24 protein-coding genes, 1 pseudogene and 1 riboswitch are annotated in these 23,817 nt (G+C 68.5%); of the genes and pseudogenes, 7 read left to right on the top strand and 18 right to left on the bottom strand.

Annotated elements, in window-relative coordinates; translation table 11 throughout:
* The 5 genes and pseudogenes from QMX85_RS20495 to QMX85_RS20475 all read left to right on the top strand — a co-directional run.
* Positions 1-481 (top strand): annotated as a pseudogene (locus QMX85_RS20495) (chorismate lyase); the annotation flags it as partial.
* A 70-nt stretch (positions 482-551) separates the two neighbouring features.
* Positions 552-1,439, top strand: coding sequence for a 4-hydroxybenzoate octaprenyltransferase (gene ubiA, locus QMX85_RS20490; protein ID WP_282344013.1), 888 nt, complete (start codon positions 552-554; stop codon positions 1,437-1,439).
* A gap of 78 nt (positions 1,440-1,517) precedes the next feature.
* On the top strand, positions 1,518-2,207 hold the full coding sequence (gene phoB, locus QMX85_RS20485; RefSeq protein ID WP_090224421.1) for a phosphate regulon transcriptional regulator PhoB: 690 nt from the start codon (positions 1,518-1,520) through the stop codon (positions 2,205-2,207).
* An 86-nt stretch (positions 2,208-2,293) separates the two neighbouring features.
* Positions 2,294-3,625 (top strand): phosphate regulon sensor histidine kinase PhoR, encoded by a 1,332-nt coding sequence (phoR, locus tag QMX85_RS20480; RefSeq protein ID WP_282344010.1) that lies wholly within the window; start codon positions 2,294-2,296, stop codon positions 3,623-3,625.
* 135 nt (positions 3,626-3,760) lie between these two features.
* Entirely contained in the window at positions 3,761-5,098 is a 1,338-nt protein-coding gene (locus QMX85_RS20475) for a hemolysin family protein (RefSeq protein WP_090224417.1), read from the top strand.
* On the opposite strand, the gene QMX85_RS20470 is transcribed toward QMX85_RS20475, so the two are convergent.
* The 5 genes from QMX85_RS20470 to QMX85_RS20450 form a co-directional block, all read right to left on the bottom strand.
* Positions 5,085-6,179, bottom strand: coding sequence for a P1 family peptidase (locus QMX85_RS20470; protein ID WP_282344004.1), 1,095 nt, complete (start codon positions 6,177-6,179; stop codon positions 5,085-5,087). The genes QMX85_RS20475 and QMX85_RS20470 overlap by 14 nt on opposite strands.
* Positions 6,172-7,035 (bottom strand): ABC transporter permease, encoded by an 864-nt coding sequence (locus QMX85_RS20465; RefSeq protein WP_282344002.1) that lies wholly within the window; start codon positions 7,033-7,035, stop codon positions 6,172-6,174. Before QMX85_RS20465 ends, QMX85_RS20470 begins: the two co-directional genes overlap by 8 nt.
* Positions 7,032-7,931 (bottom strand): ABC transporter permease, encoded by a 900-nt coding sequence (locus QMX85_RS20460; RefSeq protein WP_282344000.1) that lies wholly within the window; start codon positions 7,929-7,931, stop codon positions 7,032-7,034. Before QMX85_RS20460 ends, QMX85_RS20465 begins: the two co-directional genes overlap by 4 nt.
* Positions 7,931-9,046, bottom strand: coding sequence for an ABC transporter ATP-binding protein (locus QMX85_RS20455; protein ID WP_282343998.1), 1,116 nt, complete (start codon positions 9,044-9,046; stop codon positions 7,931-7,933). Before QMX85_RS20455 ends, QMX85_RS20460 begins: the two co-directional genes overlap by 1 nt.
* A 112-nt stretch (positions 9,047-9,158) precedes the next feature.
* Positions 9,159-10,217, bottom strand: coding sequence for a spermidine/putrescine ABC transporter substrate-binding protein (locus QMX85_RS20450; RefSeq protein WP_282343996.1), 1,059 nt, complete (start codon positions 10,215-10,217; stop codon positions 9,159-9,161).
* A gap of 199 nt (positions 10,218-10,416) precedes the next feature.
* On the opposite strand from QMX85_RS20450, the gene QMX85_RS20445 reads away from it, so the two are divergent.
* Together QMX85_RS20445 and QMX85_RS20440 are read left to right on the top strand one after the other, a co-directional pair.
* A complete protein-coding gene (locus QMX85_RS20445) occupies positions 10,417-11,253 on the top strand; it encodes a MurR/RpiR family transcriptional regulator (RefSeq protein WP_282343994.1) in 837 nt (278 codons plus the stop codon).
* Between the two features lie 135 nt (positions 11,254-11,388).
* A complete protein-coding gene (locus QMX85_RS20440) occupies positions 11,389-12,132 on the top strand; it encodes an endonuclease/exonuclease/phosphatase family protein (protein ID WP_282343993.1) in 744 nt (247 codons plus the stop codon).
* 107 nt (positions 12,133-12,239) lie between these two features.
* Here the strand turns inward: QMX85_RS20440 and QMX85_RS20435 are convergent, their stop codons facing one another.
* The 13 genes from QMX85_RS20435 to QMX85_RS20375 all read right to left on the bottom strand — a co-directional run bounded on the left by QMX85_RS20435 (position 12,240) and on the right by QMX85_RS20375 (position 23,662).
* Entirely contained in the window at positions 12,240-13,082 is an 843-nt protein-coding gene (locus tag QMX85_RS20435) for an ABC transporter ATP-binding protein (protein ID WP_282343992.1), read from the bottom strand.
* A 5-nt stretch (positions 13,083-13,087) separates the two neighbouring features.
* A complete protein-coding gene (locus QMX85_RS20430; protein ID WP_282343990.1) occupies positions 13,088-13,924 on the bottom strand; it encodes an ABC transporter permease in 837 nt (278 codons plus the stop codon).
* On the bottom strand, positions 13,921-14,676 hold the full coding sequence (locus QMX85_RS20425) for a hypothetical protein (protein ID WP_282343988.1): 756 nt from the start codon (positions 14,674-14,676) through the stop codon (positions 13,921-13,923). The genes QMX85_RS20430 and QMX85_RS20425 overlap by 4 nt, the downstream gene beginning before the upstream one ends.
* Positions 14,673-15,449: an N-acyl homoserine lactonase family protein gene (locus QMX85_RS20420; protein WP_090224399.1), complete on the bottom strand. Its 777-nt coding sequence runs from the start codon at positions 15,447-15,449 to the stop codon at positions 14,673-14,675. The genes QMX85_RS20425 and QMX85_RS20420 overlap by 4 nt, the downstream gene beginning before the upstream one ends.
* The gene (locus QMX85_RS20415) at positions 15,446-16,075 is read right to left on the bottom strand and encodes an isochorismatase family cysteine hydrolase (RefSeq protein ID WP_282343985.1); all 630 of its coding nucleotides are present in this window, start codon (positions 16,073-16,075) and stop codon (positions 15,446-15,448) included. The genes QMX85_RS20420 and QMX85_RS20415 overlap by 4 nt, the downstream gene beginning before the upstream one ends.
* Complete coding sequence (locus tag QMX85_RS20410; RefSeq protein ID WP_282343983.1) at positions 16,072-16,839, bottom strand: creatininase; 768 nt, start codon at positions 16,837-16,839, stop codon at positions 16,072-16,074. The genes QMX85_RS20415 and QMX85_RS20410 overlap by 4 nt, the downstream gene beginning before the upstream one ends.
* Entirely contained in the window at positions 16,836-17,720 is an 885-nt protein-coding gene (locus QMX85_RS20405; RefSeq protein WP_282343981.1) for a DMT family transporter, read from the bottom strand. The genes QMX85_RS20410 and QMX85_RS20405 overlap by 4 nt, the downstream gene beginning before the upstream one ends.
* Positions 17,721-17,722: 2 nt before the next feature.
* Positions 17,723-18,472 (bottom strand): 3-oxoacyl-ACP reductase family protein, encoded by a 750-nt coding sequence (locus QMX85_RS20400; RefSeq protein WP_282343979.1) that lies wholly within the window; start codon positions 18,470-18,472, stop codon positions 17,723-17,725.
* Entirely contained in the window at positions 18,472-19,245 is a 774-nt protein-coding gene (locus QMX85_RS20395) for an SDR family oxidoreductase (RefSeq protein WP_282343978.1), read from the bottom strand. Before QMX85_RS20395 ends, QMX85_RS20400 begins: the two co-directional genes overlap by 1 nt.
* Positions 19,246-19,247: 2 nt before the next feature.
* The gene (locus QMX85_RS20390) at positions 19,248-20,270 is read right to left on the bottom strand and encodes a fatty acid desaturase (RefSeq protein ID WP_282343977.1); all 1,023 of its coding nucleotides are present in this window, start codon (positions 20,268-20,270) and stop codon (positions 19,248-19,250) included.
* A 97-nt stretch (positions 20,271-20,367) separates the two neighbouring features.
* Positions 20,368-21,372 (bottom strand): ABC transporter substrate-binding protein, encoded by a 1,005-nt coding sequence (locus QMX85_RS20385; RefSeq protein ID WP_282343975.1) that lies wholly within the window; start codon positions 21,370-21,372, stop codon positions 20,368-20,370.
* A gap of 43 nt (positions 21,373-21,415) precedes the next feature.
* Positions 21,416-21,521, bottom strand: a riboswitch (guanidine-I (ykkC/yxkD leader).
* Positions 21,522-21,774: 253 nt separating this feature from the next.
* Complete coding sequence (locus tag QMX85_RS20380) at positions 21,775-22,671, bottom strand: M23 family metallopeptidase (protein ID WP_282343973.1); 897 nt, start codon at positions 22,669-22,671, stop codon at positions 21,775-21,777.
* An 85-nt stretch (positions 22,672-22,756) separates the two neighbouring features.
* Entirely contained in the window at positions 22,757-23,662 is a 906-nt protein-coding gene (locus QMX85_RS20375; protein ID WP_282343971.1) for a response regulator, read from the bottom strand.
* Positions 23,663-23,817: the final 155 nt, after the last annotated feature.

Below are 23,817 nucleotides of genomic sequence, written 5' to 3'. Positions count from 1 at the left end.
CGATGCCGCCGTGCGCGACTAGTTGTTCGACCAGGGTTCGCTGACCCGGCGCCTCACCGCCCTGGCGAGCGGCGCGTTCGACGTCACGCCGCTCGCCGAAGGCTGGCAGCCGCTGCGCGACGAGGAATGCGCGGCGCTCGGTGTCGCCGCGGGCAGCCAGGGCTGGGTGCGCGAAGTGCTGCTGCGCGGCCACGGCCAGCCCTGGGTATTCGCCCGCAGCGTCGCCGCACGCGCGGCGCTGGAGGGCTCCGGGCTGGCGCTGGAGGCGCTGGGGAGCCGCTCGCTGGGCGAACTGCTGTTCAGCGACCAGGCCTTCGCGCGGGGCGAGTTGCAGGCCTGCGTCTATCCGGCCGAATGGTTGCCGGGCGACCAGGCCGCGGTCGGGCTCTGGGCGCGGCGCTCGTGCTTCCGCCGTGGCGCGCTGGGCGTGCTGGTCGCCGAGGTGTTCCTGCCGGCGCTGTGGCACGCCGCCGGGGCGTGATCCGCGCTCCGCGCTTCGACGCCGGCGGCGAGCCGGTATACTCCGCGCGACCGGATCGGAGCCGCCCTCGATGTACACCCGCCTGCTGCACTCACTGAACCGCCTGCACCCGCGCACCTGGGACTTCATCCAGCTGATGCGCCTGGACAAGCCGATCGGCATCTACCTGCTGCTGTGGCCGACGCTGTGGGCGTTGTGGGTGGCGGCCAAGGGCGTGCCGAGCGCGAAGAACCTGTTCATCTTCGTGGCGGGCGTGCTGCTGATGCGCGCCGCCGGCTGCGTGATCAACGACTACGCCGACCGCGATTTCGACGGCCACGTCGCCCGCACCCGCGCGCGTCCCCTGGCCAGCGGGGCGATTCTTCCGAAGGAGGCACTGGTGCTGTTCGCCGTGCTGCTGGCGGCGAGCTTCGTGCTGGTGCTGTTCACCAACGTCACTACCCTCTGGCTTTCGGTCGGCGGCGTGGTGCTGGCGGCCAGCTACCCGTTCATGAAGCGCTACACCTTCTACCCGCAGGTGGTGCTCGGCGCGGCGTTCTCCTGGGGCATGCCGATGGCGTTCACCGCCGAAACCGGCAGCCTGCCGGCGGCGGCCTGGTTGCTGTACATCGCCAACCTCTTGTGGACGGTGGCCTACGACACCTACTACGCCATGGCCGACCGCGAGGACGACCTGAAGATCGGGGTGAAATCCACCGCCATCCTGTTCGGCGACGCCGACCGCGCGATCATCCTCACGCTGCAACTGCTGGCGCTGCTGTGCCTGCTGCTGGCTGGCGGGCGCTTCGAGCTGGGCGGCTGGTTCCATCTCGGCCTGGGCGTGGCCGCGGCGTGTTTCGCCTGGGAGTTCTGGGCCACCCGCCGGCGCGAGCCGCTGGTGTGCTTCAAGGCCTTCCTGCACAACCACTGGGCCGGGCTGGCGATCTTCCTCGGCATCGTGCTGGATTACGCCTTCTAGGCGGACGCGCGCCTGTCACATCGTTGCAACATTTCCGTTATCTAATGCGACGCATAGATGGTTTGGGCAGGAATGGACATGGCAGGTAGAACAATCCTCATCGTGGACGACGAGGCGCCGATCCGCGAGATGATCGCGGTGGCGCTGGAGATGGCCGGCTACGAATGCCTCGAGGCGGAAAACACCCAGCAGGCGCATGCGCTGATCGTCGACCGGCAGCCGGACCTGATCCTGCTCGACTGGATGCTGCCCGGCACCACCGGCATCGAGCTGGCGCGGCGCCTCAAGCGCGACGAGATGACCGCCGAAGTGCCGATCATCATGCTCACCGCGAAGGGCGAAGAGGATAACAAGATCCAGGGCCTGGAAGTCGGCGCCGACGACTACATCACCAAGCCGTTCTCGCCGCGCGAGCTGGTCGCCCGGCTCAAGGCCGTGCTGCGCCGCGCCGGCCCGGTGGACAACGAGGCGCCGATCGAGGTCGGCAGCCTGCTGCTCGATCCGGTCAGCCACCGCGTCACCATCGATGGCAAGCCGGCCGAGATGGGCCCCACCGAGTACCGCCTGCTGCAGTTCTTCATGACCCACCAGGAGCGCGCCTACAGCCGCGGCCAGTTGCTCGACCAGGTCTGGGGCGGCAACGTGTACGTCGAGGAGCGCACCGTGGACGTACACATCCGCCGCCTGCGCAAGGCGCTTGGCGAGGTGCACGAGAACCTGGTGCAGACGGTACGCGGCACCGGCTACCGCTTCTCCACCAAGAGCTGACGGCGGGCGCGACCAGCCGGCCGTTGCGAACCGGTAGACTGCGCATGACCGATCGCCGTTTCCTCCCGCACAGGACCTGACCCGCCTTGAACACCGATTGGCGCCGCATTCTGCTCCGCCACCTGCTCGCGCTGATCGGCGGCGGGCTGTTGCTCGGCTTCATCAGCGATGCCTACGGCTGGAGTTTCGCCCTCTGCCTGGCGCTCTATCTCGGCTGGCTGCTGCGCGACCTGCTGCGTCTGCGGCGCTGGCTGGAAAGCGCCGACGCGCAGGCCGAGGTGCCGGAGGCGCGAGGGCTGTGGGAAGAGCTGTTCGACCGCATCTACCACCTGCAACGGCGCAACCGTCAGGCCCGCGAGCGCCTGCAGGCGGTGATCGACCGCGCCCAGGAATCCACCGGTGCGCTGCGCGACGCGGTGATCATGCTCGACAGCGGTGGCAACCTTGAATGGTGGAACCCCGCGGCGGAGACACTGCTCGGGCTCAAGGGTCGTCAGGACGAAGGTCAGCCGGTGGGCAACCTGGTGCGTCATCCGCGCTTCAAGGAATATTTCGTGCAGGAGCAGCATGCCGATCCGCTGGAGATTCCCTCGCCGATCAACGAGGAGCTGCGCCTGCAGTTCCTCATCACCCGCTACGGCAACGGCGAACGCCTGATGCTGGTGCGCGACGTGACCCGCGTCCATCAGCTGGAGCAGATGCGCAAGGACTTCGTCGCCAACGTCTCCCACGAGTTGCGCACGCCGCTGACGGTGATTGCCGGCTACCTGGAAACCCTGCTCGACAACGACCCCGGCACCAGCCCGCGCTGGCGCCGCGCCATGCAGCAGATGCAGGAGCAGGCCGGGCGCATGCAGAACCTGCTCAACGACCTGCTGCTGCTGGCGCGCCTGGAGGCCACCGATTACCCCTCGGACAACCAGCCGGTGGTGGTGGAGCCGATGCTGCAGTCGATCCGTGCCGATGCCCTGGCGCTGTCCGGCGAGCGTGGCCACCGCGTGCAGCTGGACATGGAAGTGGGCCTGCGCCTCAAGGGCAGCGAGGCCGAGCTGCGCAGCGCCTTCTCCAATCTGGTGTTCAACGCGGTGAAATACACCCCGGCCGGCGGCGACGTGCGCATCCGCTGGTGGAGCGACGCCCAGGGCGCACACCTGGAGGTGGCCGACAGCGGCGTCGGCATCGAGGCCAAGCACCTGCCGCGGCTCACCGAGCGCTTCTACCGCGTCGACTCCAGCCGCGCGCTGAGCACCGGCGGCACCGGCCTCGGCCTGGCCATCGTCAAGCACGTGCTGCTGCGCCATCGCGGCAAGCTGGAAATCGCCAGCGTGCCGGGCAAGGGCAGCGTCTTCACCTGCCACTTCGCGCCGGCTCAGGTCGCTCCGCTTTCCGCCGAGGCGTTGTCCGCCGCGGACGACTGAGCCGCGTCCGCGCGCGCCGTTGGCGGCGAGGCCCGTGGCGCCGGGGCGGCCGCTCGGCCACTCGCCGCCGAAACTGTTGCAAAGCCCGAATCCAACCCTCAACCTTGAGCCCATCATCAGCCCTACGAACCCCCCATGGACCCTTCCCCTAGCTCCCTCTACACCTATTTCGCCGACTTCGGCCTCGTGCTGTTCGCCCTGTTCCTCGTGCTGCTCAACGGCTTCTTCGTCGCCGCCGAGTTCGCCATGGTCAAGCTGCGCGCCACCCGGGTCGAAGCCATCGCCAAGACGAGCGGCTGGCGCGGGCAGATCCTGCGCACCGTGCACAACCAGCTGGACGCCTACCTGTCGGCCTGCCAGCTGGGCATCACCCTGGCCTCCCTCGGCCTCGGCTGGGTCGGCGAGCCGGCCTTCGCCCACCTGTTGACGCCGCTGCTGCAGTACTTCGATATCGACTCGCCGGCGCTGGTCCACGGCATCGCCTTCTTCAGCGCGTTCTTCATCATTTCCTACCTGCACATCGTGGTCGGCGAGCTGGCACCCAAATCATGGGCGATCCGCCAGCCCGAGCTGCTGTCGCTGTGGACGGCGGTGCCGCTGTACCTGTTCTACTGGCTGATGTACCCGGCCATCTACCTGCTCAACGCCAGCGCCAACGGCATCCTGCGCATCGCCGGGCAGGGCGAGCCGGGGCCGCATCACGAGCACGCCTACAGCCGCGACGAACTCAAGCTGATCCTGCACTCCAGCCGCGCCCACGACCCCAGCGACCAGGACATGCGGGTGCTGGCCTCGGCGGTGGAGCTGGGCGAGCTGGAGGTGGTGGACTGGGCCAACTCCCGCGAAGACCTGGTCTACCTGGAGCGCCACGCGCCGTTGGAGGAAGTCTTCGAGGTGTTCCGCCGGCACAAGTACAGCCGCTACCCGGTGTATGACGAGGCCGCCGAGACCTTCGTCGGCGTGCTCCACATCAAGGACCTGCTGCTGGAGCTGTCGCTGCTGGAAATGCTGCCCTCGGCGCTCAAGCTCGACGACCTGATCCACCCGATCGACCGGATTTCCCGGCACATGCCGCTTTCCGCGCTGCTCGAGCAGTTCCGCCAGGGCGGCTCGCATTTCGCCCTGGTCGAGGAGGCGGACCACAAGGTGGTCGGCTTCCTGACCATGGAGGACGTGCTCGAAGTGCTGGTGGGCGATATCCAGGACGAACACCGCAAGGCCGAGCGCGGCATCCTCGCCTACCAGCCGGGCAAGCTGCTGGTGCGGGGCGACACGCCGCTGTTCAAGGTCGAGCGCTTGCTCGGCGTGGACCTCGACCACGTCGAGGCGGAAACCCTCGCCGGGCTGATCTACGACACCCTGAAACGGGTGCCGGAAGAAGAGGACGTGCTGGAAACCGACCATCTGCGGATCATCGTGAAGAAGATGAAGGGTCCGAAGATCGTCCTCGCCAAGGTCGTCAAGCTGGACTGACGTCAACCCCCAGCACCTGCCGCAGGCGTTCGCCGTCGAGCGCCCGGCAGACGCCCTCGGGCTTCTGCATCGGCGCATCCTCGGCGGCCAGCATCGCGTTGAGCACGGCTTCCTCGGTGGCCTGCACGGCCGCCAGGTAGAGCGCGTCGAAGCACTCGTCGTTGAGGTAGTCCAGTTTCAGCCGGGTCGGCGCCAGCTGCGGCAGCGGGCGCGGGTTGGCCACGCTGAAGGCGATGAAGATATCCCCCGAATTGTTGCCCCCCGGCGTACCGCCCAGGGCGATGCCCAGCCCTGCGCGCTGTGCCAGGCGCTTGAGCTGGTGCGGCAGCAGCGGCGCATCGGTGGCCAGCACCACGATGATCGAGCCGCGCTCGCGCTCCAGGCCGACCGGCGCGTCCTCGCCCCAGCGTTCGCCGATCGGCACGCCGAGCACCTTGAGCCAGGCGCGCTGGCCGTGGTTGGCCTGCACCAGGGCGCCCAGGGTGTAGCGCTGGCCGTCGATCTCGATCAGGCGCGAGGCGCTGCCGGTGCCGCCCTTGAAGCCGTAGCAGATCATCCCGTTGCCGCCGCCGACGTTGCCTTCGGCGATCGGCCCGTCCTGCGCGTCGTCCAGCGCGGCGAGGGCGTCGGCCTCGCTGACGTGCTGGCCGTTGATGTCGTTGATCACGCCATCGTAGGTCTCGGCCACCACCGGCATCGCCCACAGGTGGTTGGCGTCCCAGGCCTCGGCGTACTGGCGCAGGGTCCAGCGGGTCGCGGCGTGGTGGACGATGCCGACGCTGTGGGAGTTGGTGATGCACAGCGGGCCGACGAAGTAGCCGCCGTGCTCGATCCAGTGGGTGCCGGTCATCTCGCCGTTGCCGTTCAGCGCGTGGAAGCCGGCCCACACCGGCTGCGGTTCGCGGGCATAGCCGCGGGGAAGGATGGCGGTGACGCCGGTCTTCACCCGCTTGCCGTTGTCGGCGAGGTAGTCGAGGGTGCGGTAGCCGACCAGCACGCCGGGCACGTCGGTGATCGCGTTGTGCGGGCCGGTGGTGCCGGGAACGGCCAGGCCGAGTTCGCGGGCGCGGGGTTTAGCCATGGGCGTGGTCATCCGAGGAAGTGGCGGGCTTGCGGTTGCGCAGGTACAGCCCGAGGGAGGCGATCAGCAGCGAAGCGAGCAGCAGCAGGGTGGCGATGGCGTTGATTTCCGGCTTGATGCCGCGGCGGATCATTCCGTAGATGAACACCGGCAGGGTGGTCGAATCGACACCCGAGATGAAGTAGGTGATCACCAGGTCGTCCATCGAGATGATGAACGCCAGCAACGCGCCACCGAGCACGCCGGGGAGGATCTGCGGCAGGGTGATGCGGCGGAAGGTGATCCAGGCCGAGGCGCCGAGATCGGCCGAGGCCTCTTCCAGGCGCGTGTCCATGCCGGCCAGACGCGCGCTGACGATGAGGAACACGTAGCTGATCAGGAAGGTGCAGTGGCCGATGATGATCGAGCCCTTGCCCAGCGGTACGCCGGCGCCGACGAAGAAGATCAGCAGGGCGATGCCGAGAACGATGTCCGGCATCAGCATCGGCAGGAACAGCAGCACCCGGTAGAAGCCCTGCAGGCGGAAGCGGTAGCGCGCCAGGGCCAGCGCGGTGAGCGTGCCGACCAGGGTCGAGATCAGCGTGGTGACCAGCGCCACTGCGAGGCTGGTGCGCAGCGCCGCCAGCAGTTGTCCGGTGGATTCGACGTAAAGCGTGTTCTCGCTCAGCGAATTGGACAGGCCGAACAGCGAGCGGTACCAGTCCAGGCTGGCGCCGCTCCAGATCATCATGTTCAGCGGGTTGCCGTTGAACGAGTAGGCCACGATCAGGCCGATCGGCAGGTAGAGGAAGACGAAGAACGCCAGGCTGTAGCCCCCCAGCAGGCGGCGGCCGATGAGTCCGAGCAGTCTGTTCATCGGGCGGCCTCCTTCAGCGCGGCGCGCCCCTGCGAGCGCACGTAGAGCAGCAGGAACAGCAGCACCGCCGCCATGATCAGCATCGCCAGGGCGGCACCGAACGGCCAGTTGCGCGCGGCGAGGAACTGCTGCTCCACCAGGTTGCCGATCATCAGCACGCGCGCGCCGCCGAGCAGCGACGGCACGATGAAATTGCCCAGGCTGGGAATGAACACGATGATCGAGCCGGCCGCGATGCCCGGCAGGGTCAGCGGGAAGATCACCCGCCAGAAGCTCTGCCAGCGCCCGGCGCCGAGGTCGGCAGAGGCTTCCAGCAGGCGCCGGTCGAGCTTCTCCACGCTGGCGTAGATCGGCAGGAACATGAACGGCACGAAGATGTAGGTCATCCCCAGCAACACCGCGCCCTCGGTGTAGATCAGGTCGAGCGGCGCGTCGATCAGCCCCAGGCCCTGCAGGCTGGCGTTGAGGAAGCCGGTGGGGCGCAGGATCAGCACCCAGGCGTAGAGGCGCACGATCAGGCTGGTGAAGAACGGCAGGGTGATCAGGAACAGGCAGAAGTTGCGCAGCCGCTCCGGCTGGCGGCTGACCCAGAACGCCGCCGGGTAGCAGACCAGCAGGGTCAGCAGCACGGTGATCGCGGCCAGCTTGAACGAGCGCAGGAGGATCTGCAGGTAGACGACGTCGAATTCCTCGTTGCTGCCGTCGGCCCAGCCGAGGATGCGGCCGAAGTTGTCCGGGTAGAAGGTCCATTCCACGCCGCCGTACAGGCCCGGCTCGAGCAGGCTGTAGAGCGCCATGATCGCCAGCGGAACGACGAAGAACAGGCCGATGATCAGGGTCGCCGGGCTGAGCAGCCCGGCCAGGCGCCAGCGCGCGCGGTTCTCGGCGGTGAGCATCAGGCCTCCCCGGCGATCAGGTGCGCGGCGTCCAGCGCGTACCACAGGCGCAGGCCGGCGCCCGGATGCAGGCGTTGCAGGGCCTGGCGCGAGGCGTCGCGCACCACCGCCTTGATGCGGCTGCCGGTGGCGCTGCGCAGGCTCACTTCGAAATCCTTGCCGATGAACACGGTCTGCTCGACCACGCCGTCCAGCGCGCCGTGCGCGGCCGGGTCGCCGGGGCAGTCGAGGTGGAATTGCTCGGGGCGCAGCAGGATGTGCAGCGGCTGGCCGACCTGCAGACCGGCGCTCGGCAGGCGCAGCGGATCGCCCTGCTCGCCGACCAGCGTGGCGACGCCGTCCGCGCAGGATTCGACCCGTGCGCGCAGCAGGTTGCTCTCGCCGATGAAGCCGGCGACGAAGGCGTTCGCCGGGCGGTCGTAGATGTCCTGCGGCGCGCCGACCTGCTGCACGTGGCCGCCGTTGAGCACGACGATGCGGTCGGACATGGTCAGCGCTTCTTCCTGGTCATGGGTGACGAAGACGAAGGCGATGCCCAGCTCGTGCTGCAGGTTCTTCAGCTCGCGCTGCATGGCCTGGCGCAGCTGGCGGTCGAGGGCGGAGAGCGGTTCGTCGAGCAGCAGCAGGGCGGGGCGGTCGACGATGGCGCGGGCCAGGGCGACGCGCTGCTGCTGGCCGCCGGACAGTTGCCCCGGCTTGCGCTTCTCCAGCCCGCCCATGCCGACCAATTCCAGCGCCGCGCCGACGCGCTGACGGCGTTCGGCCCTGGCCACGCCCCGCACGTCGAGGGCGTAGCCGACGTTGTCGCCGATCGACAGGTGCGGGAACAGCGCGTAGCTCTGGAACACGGTGTGCACCGGGCGCCGGTTAGGCGGCACCTGGTTCATCGCGACACCCTGGATCAGCAGTTCGCCGCTGTCGAGGCTCTCGAAGCCGCTGATGGTGCGCAGCAGGGTGGTCTTGCCGCAGCCCGAGGGGCCGAGCAGGGTGACGAATTCGTTGGCGCCGACGCTCAGGTCGACGCCGTCCAGGGCGCGGACGGCGTGGCCTTCGGGGGTGCGGTAGTGCTTCACGGCGGCCCTGATTTCGACCACCGGTTTGTTGGCATGTGACATGAACGACTCCGGGAAAGCGCAAGGTCGCGACCGGCGCGAGCGGCGGTCGCGAACCCTCTGGGAGTGAGCCGGCTGGCGGGTGACGCCAACGCGGACGGGGCCTGGCGGCGGGTCAGTTCGCCGTGCGCACGCGCGTCCAGGCGCGGTCGTACTTCTTCAGGTCCTTGCCGAGGTCGTGGAAGATCTGCAGCTTGGCCATCACCTCCGGCCCCGGATTGACCTCCGGGTTGTCGCGCAACTCGGCCGGCAGCAGCTTCAGCGCTTCCTTGTTCGGCGTGCCGTTCATCTGCTGCTCGGTGTTCAGCGCGGCGATCTCCGGTTGCAGGAAGAACTCCATGAAGCGCTTGGCGTTGGCCTTGTTCGGCGCGCTTTTGAGGACGCACATGTCTTCCTGGTAGAGCGTCGCGCCCTCCTTGGGAATCACGTAGGCCAAGTGCTCGGGGTCCTGCTTCACGTACATCATCGCGCCGACGAAGTAGTGCGCCGCGGCGACGTCGCCGGACTGCACCATGGGCACGCTCTCGTAGGTGAAGGCGGAGACCAGCGGCTTGCGCTCCAGCAGCCAGGATTCGGCCTGCTTGATGTCCGCAAGGTCGGTGCTGTCCACCGATTTGCCGTTGACGATCAGGCCGACCCCCAGGGTCTCGCGCATGTCGTCGAGCATGATGACCTTCTTCCCGGCCTTGGCTTCGGCGAAGAAGTCGGCCCAGGACTCGATCGGTTTGCTGACCTTGGTCTTGTTGTAGAAGATCCCCACGGTGCCCCAGGCGTAGGGCATGCAGTACTCGCCCTTGGGGTCGGACTTGGCGCGCAGGAAGCTCGGGTCGATGTTGGCGAACGCCGGGCTCTGGTCGATGGAGGTCTTTTCCAGCAGGCCGAGGGCGGCCATGCTGTCCTGCATGTGCACCGAGGGGAAGACGATGTCGTAGCCGCTGGCGCCGGCCTGCAGCTTGGCGAGCATTTCCTCGTTGCTGCCGTAGGTGTCGAGGGACACCTTGATGCCGGTCTGCTCGGTGAAGCGGCTGAGCACCTGCGGGTTGATGTAGTCGCCCCAGTTGTACAGGTGCAGCTCCTCGGCGGCCTGGCCGGCGGCGCTGGCGAGCAGGGCCGAAGCGGCCAAGGCACCCCGCGCGCGGTGGCGCAGGGCATTGCGGTGATAGGGTGCGGGCATGTTCCTGTACTCCGTTTCTGATTATCCGCCCGCGTGAGCGAGCCTTTGGTTGGGGCAGGAATTGCATGGCCGAAGGGCCGAAAGGAAGAACGCGTGTTTCTAGTCGTTATGTTTTGCCGGGCGGGTCGAGCATATAGTAGATTTCTTCCAGTCATCAATAATCTGACATAAAAATTCCAGAGCTAGCGGAGCTTCGCGCATGCTGGACAGCAAGATGGAACAACTGAGCGGCAAGCTGACCCCGGCCGAGCGCTCGCTGTGGGCGTACATCCAGGCCAACCTGGAGAGCCTGTCGTTCGAGAACGGCACCACCCTGGCGCAGAAGAGCGGCGTCAGCCCGAACACCGTCAGCCGCTTCCTGCGGCGCCTCGGCTACAAGGGGCTGAAGAGCCTGAAGGAAGAACTGCGCGACGAGGTGCGCGTGCAGTCGCTGCTCAACAGCACCCTGCTCGAGCGTGTCGAACGCCAGCCGGACGACCTGCTGGCGCACCTCAACGAGGAAATCGAAGCGCTCACCGCCTTCGCCAGCCAGCTCGGCAACCAGCACTGGCATGACGTCGTCGCCCGCGTCAGCGAAGCCGAGCGGGTGTTCGTCTGCGGCTTCCAGACCATCCGCGGGCTCGCCGAGGATTTCGCCAACCGCCTTTCGCTGGTGCGCTCCGGGGTGGAATACCTCGACCTCTACAGCGGCGTGCTCGGCCACTGGCTGGACAGCCGCGACAAGCGCTGCTGCGTGATCCTCATCGACATCGCGCCCTACGCCGACGCCGGCATCGCCTTCGCCAACACCTGCCTGAAGAACGACACCGACCTGGTGGTCTTCACCGACGAGTACGGCATCGCCCGGCACATCGACACGCCCTGGATCATCACCATGAAGACCAAGACCGGGCTGATCCTCGAGTCCACCGGCGGCCTGACCAGCGCCCTCAACGTGCTGCTGCATTGCGTGGCAGCGCAGCGCAAGGACGAACTGAAGGAGCGCATGGCGGCCTACCGGGAGCGTGTGCAGAGCCTCAAGCTGTACCGCTCCTGAGGCCGCGCCCGGTGGCGCCCGGCGGCGGACGCGGGCGGTCTGGCGCGGGCGTCTGGTACACTCCGGCATCCTCGTTGCACGGTCCCGTCGCCGGCCGTGCGCACCCCGCGCCTCATTCCACTGCCCGCCGATCCCATGTCGCTCAAGCTCGTCTCCGTCAACATCGAACGTTCCATGCACCTGCCGCGTGTCGAGGCCTTTCTCCGGCGCGAACGTCCGGACGTGCTCTGCCTGCAGGAGCTGTGCGAGCGCGACATTCCGTTCTTCGAGGTGCTGATGGGCAGCCGCATGGGCTTCGCGGCGATGGCGCGCTATCCGGGGGAAGGCCCGGACAACGTGGTCGGGGTCGGGCTGATCGCCCGCGATACGGCGTTGACGGACGTGTGCGCCGAGTACTACTCCGGCAGCGCCGGGAGCATCCGCGAGATGACCTTCCTCAACACGGACGGCAAGCGCGGCGCCGACCCGCTGAGCATCGCCGAAGTCATGCTCAGCGCCAGCGTCGGCGGCTTCCGCATCGCCGTCACCCACCTCAACGTCACGCCGTTCGGCACTTCCACGCCGTACCAGCGCGAAAGCGCCGGCAAGCTGATCGGCCTTGCCGAAGCCCAGGCGCGGCGGGCCGGCGACCTGTTGCTGGCGGGCGACTTCAACGCCCCGCGCGGCCGCGCCACCTTCGACCTGATCGCAGAGCATTTCATCGACGGCATCCCGCCGCACCACACCACCAGCATCGACGGCTCGCTGCACCGCGCCGGGGACATCCCGTTCATGGTCGACGGACTGTTCCACACGCCGGGCTACCGGCTCGAGGACGTCGCCCTGAGCACCGGCGTCTCCGACCATTGCGCCCTGAGTTGCCGGCTGAGCCGGACCTGATCCCGTAGGGGCTTCAGTCCACCGCCCACGTTCCGTCGGCCTGATCCCGTAGGGTGGGCTTCAGCCCACCACCCACGCGCCCGCCGTCCACCCCGCGCCCATGCCGCTCAGGCAGGCGCGCTGCGGCTCAGCTGTTCGAGCAGTTCGAGGTCGGTGCTCATCCCGGAGGTTTCGCGGATGCGATTGAGGATTTCGCGCTTGAGGGCGAGAAATTCCGCGGAGAGCTTCATGTCCTGGTGGCGTTCGGCGGGCAGCGGCACCTCGTAGACGCTGTCGATGCGCCCGGGCCGCGGCGCCATCAACACGATGCGCCCGCCCAGGTAGATGGCTTCCTCGACGTCGTGGGTGACGAACAGGATGGTGCTCTTCTCCAGCCGGTGCACGTGGCGGATCAGGTCGTGCATCACCTCGCGGGTCTGCGCGTCCAGCGCGCCGAACGGCTCGTCCATCAGCAGGATCTGCGGCTTGGGCATCAGCGCGCGAGCGATCGCCACGCGCTGCTGCATGCCGCCGGAGAGCTGGTTCGGGTAGGCATCGGCGAACGCCGAGAGTCCCATCAGGTTGAGCAGCGCATCGGCGCGGCCGCTGGCCACCTCGACGTCGGCGTCGCTGTTGACTGTGTCGGAGACGACCTTCAACTGGCGGCAGAACTTGATGTTCTTCATCACCGTCAGCCAGGGGTAGAGGCTGTAGTGCTGGAACACCATGGCGCGGTCGATGCCGGGGCCGTCCACCGCGCGGCCGTCGACCAGGATGTCGCCGGCGCTGTGCTGCTCCAGGCCGCCGATGCTGCGCAGCAGGGTCGACTTGCCACAGCCAGAGGCGCCGACGAAGGTGATGAATTCGTTGGGGCGGATCTCCAGGTTGATGTCCTGCAGCGCCTGCACCGATTTGCCGCGACTGGCGAACACCTTGTCGACGTGGCTTATGCGGATTTTCGCGTCGTTCATCGCGCTTACCTCTTCAACCAGGGGAAGGCCAGGCGACCGAGCCAGCGGAACGCCTGGTCGGTGAGCAGGCCGATGACGCCGATCAGCAGGATGCCGGCGAAGATCTTGTCCGTCTGCATGTAGCGCTGTGCCTTGAGGATGGCGTAGCCGAGGCCGGAGTTGGCGGCCACCAGTTCGGCCACCACCAGGTAGGTCCAGGCCCAGCCGCAGGTGATGCGCAGGGTGTCGAGCAGCGCCGGGCGCGCCGACGGCAGGATCACCAGCTTGATCACCTCGTAGCGGCTGGCGCCCATGGTCTGCGCCGCCTCGATCTGCGCCATCGGCACCCGGCGCACGTCCTCGGCGACCATCAGCACCATCTGGAAGAAGGTGCCGATGAAGATGATGAGGATCTTCGAGCCCTCGTCGATGCCGACCCAGAGCATCACCAGCGGGATGAAGGCCACCGCCGGCATGTAGCGGATGAAGTCGGTGAGCGGCTCGAGGAACGCCTGCACCGGGCGGTAGGTGCCGATGTAAAGGCCCAGCGGCAGGGCCAGCAGCGCCGAGGAGCAGAAGCCGCCCATCACCCGCCAGACGCTGATGGCGATGTCGGCGAACAGGCCCTCGTCGGTCAGCCAGTGGCCGAGGCGCTTGATCACGGCGTCCGGGCCGGGCAGGAACATCGGGTTGGACACGCCGAAGGTGGTCGCGGCCCACCACGCCAGCAGCGGCGCCAGCAGCCCGGCGAGCGCCAGGCCCCAGATCGCGCCGCGCGGTAGGTCTCCGCGGATGACCCACCAGCGGGCGGCTTTCGGCGACGCCGCCGGACGTGTTTCGGGCAGGGGGCGATGGGCGGTCATGGTTCGTTTCTCCGGGGTGAAGACGGGCTCGCGCAGGCCTGCCAGCCGCCCTGCGGCGGCGTGGCACCGAGGTGGCCGAGGGTCTCGGCATCCAGCAGTTGCGCGGGTTGGTCGGGGTCGATGCGGCTCGGCAGGAGCGCCTGGCCGGCTCGCTCGGGCAGCGTCGATAACGCGATGCGCCAGGGCTGCGTGCCCTGGCAATGGCGGCCGAACGACAGCTCGAAGTCGAGCAGCGTGCCGGCCTCCGCGCCACCCGCCAGCAGCGCGGCGAGCGAGGGCGCGGCGGGCAGGGCGGTGGCGCGGCCGGCGGCGAAGAGGAAGCAGTCGCCGGCCAGCAGCAGGCAACCCTGGCGGCCGTCGCCGGAGCTCAGCCAGGTGCCCCAGTTGCGCCCGAGGGATTCCGGCAGGCGCTCCCAGACTTCGTGGTAGCTGCCGTCGAGGCCATCCTCGAGCACGCGCTCGCTGGACTCGAAACGCATCCGGCCGATGTCCTCGCGGCCGCTCGGCGGCTGGAAGTCGATCGCCCGGTGCCACTGGCAGAGGTCGTCGTTGACCTCGGTGACGCCGGCGAAGCCGGCCTGCAGCACGCGCTCGGCCTCGCTCTGCGGTGCCGGCTGCGGAATCCGCAGGTCGGCGAACAGGCGCTCGGTCTGCAGCCAGTAGACCTGGGTGCTGCTGTCGTGGACGCCGCTGGTGGTGGTCAGCAGCGTGCGCTGCCAGACCCCGAGGTAGGCGTCGGGAACAGGTTTCATGAATGGAACTCCGGGAACTGGCGCAGGCCGTTGAAGAAGGCCATGTCGTGGTTCGGCCACAGCTCGCCGCCGGTCTCCCGCGCCAGCGCCTTGAGCTTGCGGATGCTGTCGATGGCCATGTCCTCGCGATCCTGCCAGAGCGTGCCGGGAGCGATTTCCTCCTCGATGTTCTCGGTCAGGTCGGCGGCGTCGCCGGCGAGGATCACCGGCTTGCCCTCGGGCAGCTCGATCAGCAGCGACATGTGCCCGGCGGTGTGCCCGGGCGTGTCGATCGCGCGCACGCCGGGGACCAAGTCGTACTCGCCGGTCTGCACCTTCCAGCGGTAGTCGCCGGCGAAGTCGTCGGCGAAGTAGGCCTCGTCGGCCTGCCCGCGGGCGGCCTCCAGCTCGGCGGCGTGCACGTGCACCTCGGCGCCGCAGACCTCGCAGAGACCGCCGGCGTGATCGAAGTGCAGGTGGCCGAGGAACACCAGGTCGATGTCCGCCGGGGTCAGGCCGAGGCGGGCGAAATGCGCCGGCAGGCGCTGCTCCTCGCTCATCTGCGGCGCGCCCAGCGGGAAGTCGCCGTACCAGCGCTCGCGCAGCGCCGGGTCGGCGATCTTGCGGTAGTCGCAGCCGACGTCGTAGAGAATGCGCCCCTGCTTCGTCTCGATCAGGTAGGCAAGGATAGGCGCCTCGATGGCGATGCCCTGGCCACGGCGGTAGGTGGAGATCGACTTGTCGTAGCGGTAGGTCGCGGTGAGCAGCGGCCACAGGCGGGTTACCTGGGTCATCGGCGCTCCTCCCATTCGGCCAGTACATCCTGACTGTCGAGGACGCGGCCGAACAGCCCGCCTTCTACCGCCATCATCGCCACCACGGCGGCGTGCAGCGTGGCGTGCGCCGAACCGCAGGCATCGTCGACCAGGGTGCAGGCGAACCCGAGATCCACCGCGCTGCGCAGCGTCGAGGACACGCAGACCTCGGTGGTCACGCCGGTGACGATCAGCTCGTCGACGCCGCGGTTGCGCAGCATCAGCTCCAGGTCGGTGTGGGCGAAGGCGCTGTAGCCGGGCTTGTCGATCACCGGCTCGCCGGGCAGCGGCTGCAACTCGTCGATCAGGTCGTGGCCGTACTCGCCGCGCACCAGCAGGCGCCCCAAGGGGCCCTGGCCGCCGATCGGTGCACCCGCGCACTCGGCGCGCCGGCGCTTGCTTTCCGGCAGGTCGGCGAGGTCGGGACGGTGGCCCTCGCGGGTGTGGAAGATCGCCAGGTCGTGGCGACGGGCACCGTCGAGCAGGCGCTGGATCGCCGGGATCGGCGCGCGCAGGCGCGTGATGTCCAGCCCGGCGCGGTCGGCGTAGCCACCGGCGGCGCAGAAGTCGCGCTGCATGTCGATGACGATCAGGGCCGTGCTCACAGCGCGAACTCCTTGCGCACCGCCTGGGCGATGCCGTTGCAGATGTCGCCGGCCATGCGCGCGCCCTTCTCGGCGCTGGAGCCCTTGGCCGAGGACAGCACGCCGGACGGCGGCACCCACTCGGTGCGGCTCGGGTACATGTCGTAGGGCGGGAAATCGGCGGGCGGATCGTTGGGGATCAGGTCGATGTGCACCAGGTTCGGCAGGTAGTGCAGCATCAGCGAGGTCTCGATCACAGCCGCGTGCTCCAGGGCGAAGCCGGGGAAGCCTTCGGGGAACACGTCGGCCAGGGTCTGCTCGCTGCAGAAATCCCAGTGCTCCAGGCGCATCACCTGCAGCTTCGCCGTGGGGCCCAGCTCGCGCAGCGCCAGCTCGATGCCCTCGGTGACGAACCACTGGTTCTCGTAGTGACCGTCGACCAGCACCAGGCGGGTCACGCCGTGGCGGGCGAACTCGCGCACGGCGTCGCGCACCAGGGCGATCAGGGTCTGCCCGTCGAGGCTGGTGGTGCCGCAGAAATGGTTGCCGCCGCCGCACTTGGGCTGCGACTTGTAGCCGTAGGACAGCGCCGGTGCGACCAGTCCGCCGACGCGCGCGGCGACGTCCTCGCAGAGCGCGCTGGCGAGCAGCGCGTCGGTGCCCAGCGGCAGGTGCGGGCCGTGCTGTTCGGTGGCGCCACAGGGCAGGAACACCACGGGCGATTCCTCGCTCACGCGACGGGCGTATTCGACCCAGCTGAGCTGGTCCATGCGTACGGTTGTCATCGGTTTGCCTCGCAGACAGACGGAAGGGTGGGCCGCGGCGGACGCGCGGCGATGAAAGCGGCGGCCAGCACCAGGGCGCCGCCGAGCCATTCGCGCAGGCCGATCTCGCGCTCGCCGAAGGCCGCCGAGCTGAGCACCGCGGCGATCAGTTCGACCAGCGCCAGCACCGCGCCGCGGCTGGCCTCGACGTGGCTGAAGCCGTACTGCGCAGCGGCCATGGAAACCAGCCAGAAGGCACCGAACAGCGCCACCAGGCCCCAGGTTTGCACCGACATCGGCGGCAGGCCGCGGCCCTGGATCAGGCAGAACAGCGCGCCGAAGGCGGCGCTGCCGAGAAAGGCAACCAGCGCCTTGCTGGTCAGCGGCACGCGCTCGGCCGAGCGGGTGGCGATGTTGTTGAGGGCGAAGGCCATGCCGGCGGAGAGTGCCAGGGCATCGCTGCCGTGCAGCGCCTGGAAGCTCTCGCGGCTGACGCCAAGGGTCAGGGCGATGCCGAGCATGGCCAGCAGCACGGCGCCGATACGCGTGGCGTCGAGGCGTTCGCCGAGCAGCAGCCAGCCGCCCAGCAGCGCCCATACCGGCGCCAGGTAGAACAGCAGCATGGCGCGCATCACGTCGCCTTCGGACAGCGCGCTGACCAGCCCGGCGGTGGCCCAGCCGCCGCACGCGCCGATCGCCAGCAGGTTGAAGCGCTGGCCCCACCAGGCGCGGCGCTGGCGCAGGATCAGCGGCAGGCTGACGAGGCTGAGCAGGCCGTAGCAGGCGAGGATCAGCGGCATGCCGAGCAGCCCGCGGCTGGCGAACATCTGCACCGGAATCCAGCCGAGGCCCCACAGGATCGCGCCGCTCATCAGCGCCAGTTCCGCTCGCGGCAGGCTCATCTTCAGCCCATCCAGGCGCCGCCGTTGGCGCCGAGGGTCTGACCGTGGAAGAAGCTCGCCTGCGGCGAGACGAGGAATAGCACCGCCGCGGCGATTTCCTCGGGACGCCCGAGACGGCCGGCGGGGATCGCGGTTTCCGCGGCGATCATCTCGGCGCTCATGTGCTCCAGCGAGACCATCGGCGTGTCCACCGGGCCCGGCGCCACCGCGTTGATGCGGATCGCCGGGGCGAACTCGCGGGCCAGCGACTTGCTCAGGCCGATCACCCCGGCCTTGGCCGTGCAGTAGGCGACGTACCGGGCGCGGCCGAGCTGGCCGAGTTCCGAGGCGATGTTGACGATGCTCCCGGTGCCGCGCGGCTGCATGTGCGCCAGCGCCTGGCGGCAGCAGCGGTAGACGCCGCCGAGGTCGACGCCGAGCAGGCGTGCCCAGTCGTCCTCGTCGGTGTCGAGGAAGGCTTTCTCGAGAATGATCCCGGCGTTGTTCACCAGGATGTCCAGCGGCCCGTCGCCGAGCACCTCGACGAACATCGCCTCGACCTGCTCCGCCGAGGCCACGTCGGCCTGTACCGCCTGGGCGCTGCCGCCGCCGGCGACGATCTGCGCCGCCAGCGCCTCGGCGGCCTGCGGCTGGTCGAGGTGATTGATCCACACCCGTGCGCCGGCGTCGGCCAATGCCATAGCGATGGCGCGGCCGATGCCCTGGGTGGCGCCGGTGACCAGCGCGACCTGGTGTTCCAGTGGCCGCGCCATCAGTGCATGACCTCGCCGTGGCTGACCGACAGCGCCTGCCCGGTGATCGGCGCCGCCAGTGCGCTGCCGAGGAACAGGAAGGTGCCGGCCAGGTCCGCCGGCGTGAGCAGTTCGGGCACCGCCTGGGCGGCTAGGATCGTGGCCAGTTCCTGCTCCTCGCTGCGCCCGGCCTCGGCGGCCATCACCCGCAGCGAACGCATCGCCGCCTCGGTGGCGATCCAGCCGGGGCACACGGCGTTGACGCGAATCCTGCGCCCGCCCAGTTCCCAGGCCAGCGAGCGGGTCAGGCCGATCACCGCGTGCTTGCTGGCGACGTAGGCGGAAAACCCCGGCACGCCCTTGAGGCCCCAGATAGACGCCTGGTTGATCACGCTGGCGCCGTCCTTCAGGTCCCCCAGCAGGGCGCGGGTCAGGCGCAGCATCGAGGCGACGTTGTTGTCCAGCAGCGCTTGCCAGTGGGCGTCCGCCGCGGCGCCGGTGTCCGCCAGCGGGGTGGCGTATTCGACCCCGGCGTTGTTGATCAGCACGTCCAGCGGGCGCCCGCCGCGGCGGGCGGAGTAGTCGGCGATGGCCGCGCTGTCGCCCAGGTCGACGCAGGCGATGCGGCTGGAGGTCAGCATCGCCAGTTCCCCGGCGACACGCTCCAGCGCCTCGGCGTTGCGGTCGAGCAGTTCCAGGGTGGCACCCTGCTCGGCGAAGGCGCGCGCCAGGCCGCGCCCGATGCCGCTGGCCGCGCCGGTGATCAGCACCTGTTTGCCGCGGTAGTCGATCATGCTCACACCGCCGTCAGGAAGGACACGCCGACCGCGCCGTAGAAACCGTCGGCGCGGTGTTTGCCTTCCGGCTCGACCACGCCGTAGTTGTCGTCGATGACGCGGCGCAGGCGGTGCTGGTGGAAACTCTTGAACAGCAGGTGCATCGGCAGCACCTGGGCGTAGTCGTCGCCATACAGCTGCTTGTGCAGCGCCGGCAGGCGGTACCAGGGCGCCACCGGTTTTTCGTGGTGGGCGTTGTGGTAGGCGAAGTTGAGCAGCAGCAGGTCGAGCACCGGCCAGCGCACCGAGACCACGTTGCTGAAGGTGTTCATCTGCTCGTAGGTGCGGTCGCGGGTCTTGTCGTCGGGGATCTTGCCGCCGTCCTCGAGCACCGCGAAGGCGTCGTAGGTGTGCTGGTAGGCATCGGTGAAGCGCAGCACGGTGAGCATGATCGACCAGGCGACGAAGTACAGCAGCGCGGCCAGCGGCGAGGCATAGGCGAGCAGGCCGAAGAGCACGCCGCGGATCAGCAGGGTGAGCGCGACCTTGCGGCGGTTGGCGCGGTGCTTCTCGTTGTCGGTGATGAACGGCAGGAGGATCACGTAGTAATGCATGATCAGCTCGACCGCCGGCACGTAGGCCCATTCCGCGGCCAGCACCAGCTTGCGGAACCAAGCCGGGCTGCGGGCGAGGAAGGCCTTGGTGTCGAAGGTGATCACGTCGGCGCGGTCGACGTGGTGGCGCATGTGCTTCTTGCGCAGGTCCTGGAAGCCGGCGTAGCAGCTGCCGCAGATCCAGCTGCACAGCTCGCCGGCCCATTCGTTGTGCCGGGGCTTGGCGAAGATGGTGCCGTGGGCGAACTCGTGGATCAGGTAGGCGGCGACGATCATCGCATGGGCCAGCAGCAGGGTGCCGGCAGCGATCGCCGCCCAGTGACCGGAGAGCAGCAGGCCGATGCCGCCGACGTAGCCGACGAGGGTGTAGGCGATGGCCAGGCTGTTGGCCAGGCGGCCGTCGGCGTAGCGGTAGATCTGGGTGGACATGGGTTACTCCAGCGGTTGAGCGCGGGCTCGCCGTGGCGATCTCTGGCGCGGTTGCAGCGTCGGCGGAGGGCAGTGCCCTCCACCGGCGAGGACACGATTACTCGGTCAGCGCTTTGACGAACTGGGCGTCGTAGGTCTTGGCGAAGTCGGGGATCTCCGCGATCTGGCCGTTATCCTTGAGCAGCTTGGCGATCACCGCGCCGCTGCCGAAGAACGAGGTGGTGGCCTCAGCCTTGGTGAAGTTGGTTTCCATCTCGTTGAGCGGGATGTTGTACACACCGCTCATCTGCGCCTTGGCTTCTTCGGCGTCGACGCCGAGCACCTTGCCGATGATCTTCGCCGCCTCGTCCGGATGGCTCTGGATGTAGGCGAGGCCGTCGAGGTAGCCGAGGATCAGCGCGCTGATCGCGGCGGGTTTCTTGGCGATCATCTTCTCGTCGAACACCAGCACGTCGGTGATCAGGCCGGGCGCGTCCTTGGAGGAGTAGACGACGTGGAACTTGTCGCCGGGCATGCCGAGGATCTGCGACACGTTGGGCTCGTAGGTCACGCCGACCGGCAGGCTGCCGGAGGCCATGGCGCCGGGAATGCCTTCGGGCGTCATGTTGACCGGCTGGATGTCCTTGTCGGTCAGGCCGTTGGTCTTCAGCGCATAGGCGAGCAGGAAGTCGGACGGCGAAAGCGGGTTGAAGCCGACCTTCTTGCCCTTGAAGTCGGCCACCGAGGTGATGGACTTCTCGGCGACGATGGCATCGCCACCGTTGGAGAAGTCGATCGGCATCACCACCTTGTGCGCCAGGCCCTTGGCAGCCGAGTTGATCACCTGATCATAGGTGAGCATGCCGCCGTCCAGCGCGCTGCCGGCCATCGCCGAAGGGATCATCGCGGGGTCGTTGAAGAACTGCAGCTGCACCTTGAGGTTGTGCTTCTTGTACAGATCGAGGGCGTCGGCGACGTAGAAGGGCGCGTAGCCGGCCCAGACCACGGTGCCGATCTTCAGCGATTCGGCCGCGGGGGCGGCTACCGGTAGCAGGGTTGCAGCGGCCAGGCAGAGGCCGGCAAGGGTCTTGCGGAACGCGAAGCGAGGTAGCGACAGGCTCATGGCGGAACTCCTACACAGGGAATCGGGCACGGGATGACGACGCGTCTCCCGGGCTTTTATCCCGCCGTGTAGCCCCCGTGTCCTTGGGGCCGGAGAACTCTCGGACCTGCCATCCACTCGCGTGGACCGGAACCCTAGTTCGCCTCTGGTGTTGCTCCTGTGTGCCAAGCGTCATGAGTGCACGATGTACCAGCGTCGCCGGCGCGTTGACTCATCCCGTTCGCTTGGGTTTTTGCAAGTCCGGTGCCAGTTTGTCGCAGCCCGCCCGCCAGGCCGGCAAACCCCAGCGCGTTCAACGGGTTGGCGGCATCCGGCGGAATCGGTGCGGGGAACGTGCGCTGCGCCTGCAACGCACCGGCGCACCAGCGGCAGGCGCTACGCCAGTTTTCAGTGCAGCGCCGCCTACTCGCCACCCACGGCGAAATTGGGCAGCGCGTTCACCGGCTGGGCGAAGTCGAAGGGAATCGATTCCAGCGCCAGGCCGACGTTGCGCTGGACCACGAAGTGCAGGTGCGGACCGGTGCTGTTGCCGGTGTTGCCGGAGAGCGCCAGCGCGCTGCCGGGCAGCACGCGCTGGCCCTCGCGCACCTTCACCGAGCCCTGCATCAGGTGCAGGTAGACGCCCATGGTGCCGTCGTCGTGAAGAATGCGCACGAAGTTGCCCGAAGGGTTCTTGCCGCGTCCGCTCTGGTCGTTTTCCACCTTCACCACCATGCCGGCGCGGGCGGCGACGATGGGCGTGCCCTCGGGCATGGCGATATCGATGGCGTAGCGGCCCTTCGGCGTGTTGTGGCTGTAGCCGCCGTTGGCGCCCTGGCTCTTGCGGAACGGCCCGCCGCGCCAGGGCAGCGGATAGCGCACCGCCAGCGGCTGCAGGCGCGGATCGCCGAGGGCGTAGCGCAGCTTGGGCGTGTAGCGCAGCGGCTGGCTGGGATCGCGCGGCGCGAGGGTGGCCAGGCGGATCGAGCTGCGTGGCGGCAGTACCCAGTGGATCGGCTTGTCCGACGCGCCGACCGCGTTGTCGAGCTTTTCCAGGCGAAGCTCGACCTCTACCGGCGCGTACAGGTCGTTGCGCACGCTGAGGGTCTCGCCGCCAGCGTGCTTGTGGGCCTCCAGCTTTACCTGATTGTCCAGGCGCTCGACCATGCGGTCCTGGAACACGAACACCTTCGCGCCGGGCGCGGCCTGGTCGCTGTAGGTAACCACGCCGTTGGCGTCGGTGTACTTGTAGACGGTCAGCGCGGCGGCGGGCGCGCTGAGCGCCAGCAGGCAGCAGAGGAAGAACAGGCGTCCGGGCATGGGGTTCCGCAGTGGAAGGGGTCGCGAGGCGAAGATAGCAGTGCCGGCCCGGCTCGGCGAATCGCCGGCCGTCGCGCAGGACGCCCTAGGCGCCGGGGACGAAATGCTTCTGCGCGGTGCCGCGGGCGATCAGGCGCGAGAGGTAGTCCATTTTCTGCGGATCGCGGTCGACGAAGCGGAAAATCAGCTGAAGCCAGTCGCTGTCGGGTTTCGGCTCGAAGGCGGCGACCGAGTGGAGGTAGCCGTTGAGGCGCGCGACTTCGCCGCCTTCGCCCTGTTCCAGGTCGAGCACCGCGCTTTCCAGCACCTGCGGGATCAGCTCGCCGCGGCGCACCACGATGGCCGCTTCCTTCAGGCTGATGGCCTTGATCACGCAACTGAGCATGCCGCCGGGCAGGCGCAACTGGCCCTGGCCCCGGCCTGCCGGCGCGGCGGCGGGTGCGGGTTTGCTGGCGGCGGGAGCCGCGGGGGCCGCCGCCGGGCGCGGCGACTGCGCGGGGCCTGTATTGATCACCGCGGCCTTGCCGCCGGTGAGGGCGGCGAGGGAATCGTTGGGGATACCGCCGGACAGCGTGCGGGCCGGCGCCGAGGCGGACAGCGCCTCGAGCTTGCCGGCTCGGCTCAGGGCCTTCTTCACCTTGTTGATCAACTGGTCGTTGGAGAAGGGCTTGCCGATGTAGTCGCTGACGCCGGCCTGGATCGCCTGGACCACGTTTTCCTTGTCGCCGCGGCTGGTGACCATGATGAACGGCGTGGTCTTGAGCGTGTCCTGTTCGCGGCACCAGGTGAGCAGTTCGAGACCGGACATCTCCGGCATTTCCCAGTCGCAGAGGATCAGGTCGACGGTCACGCGGCCGAGCAATTGCTGGGCCTTGCGCCCGTTCACCGCTTCTTCCAGCTGGATGCCGGGAAAGTGGTCGCGTAACCCCTTTTTCACCAGATCGCGAATGAAGGAGGCGTCGTCCACCACCAGCACACTGACTTTGCTCATCGGCCACTCCTGAAGATTGGACCTAAGCATAGCCTTGGCGAGTAGCTAATGGCTAACCGCCCACGCCATGGGCGGAAAATCCCGGAAGGGCCTCGGCGAAGCGCGCGCGCCGCCGGCAGCCGGATGCCGGGGCAGGGCGCGCGCGGCTCAGGGCG

It is taken from the genome of Pseudomonas sp. PS02288, assembly GCF_029959715.1.
Taxonomy (GTDB): domain Bacteria; phylum Pseudomonadota; class Gammaproteobacteria; order Pseudomonadales; family Pseudomonadaceae; genus Pseudomonas_O; species Pseudomonas_O kuykendallii.
The sequence above is the reverse complement of the archived record's forward strand: the minus strand, read 5'-3'. Positions and strand labels throughout refer to the sequence as shown.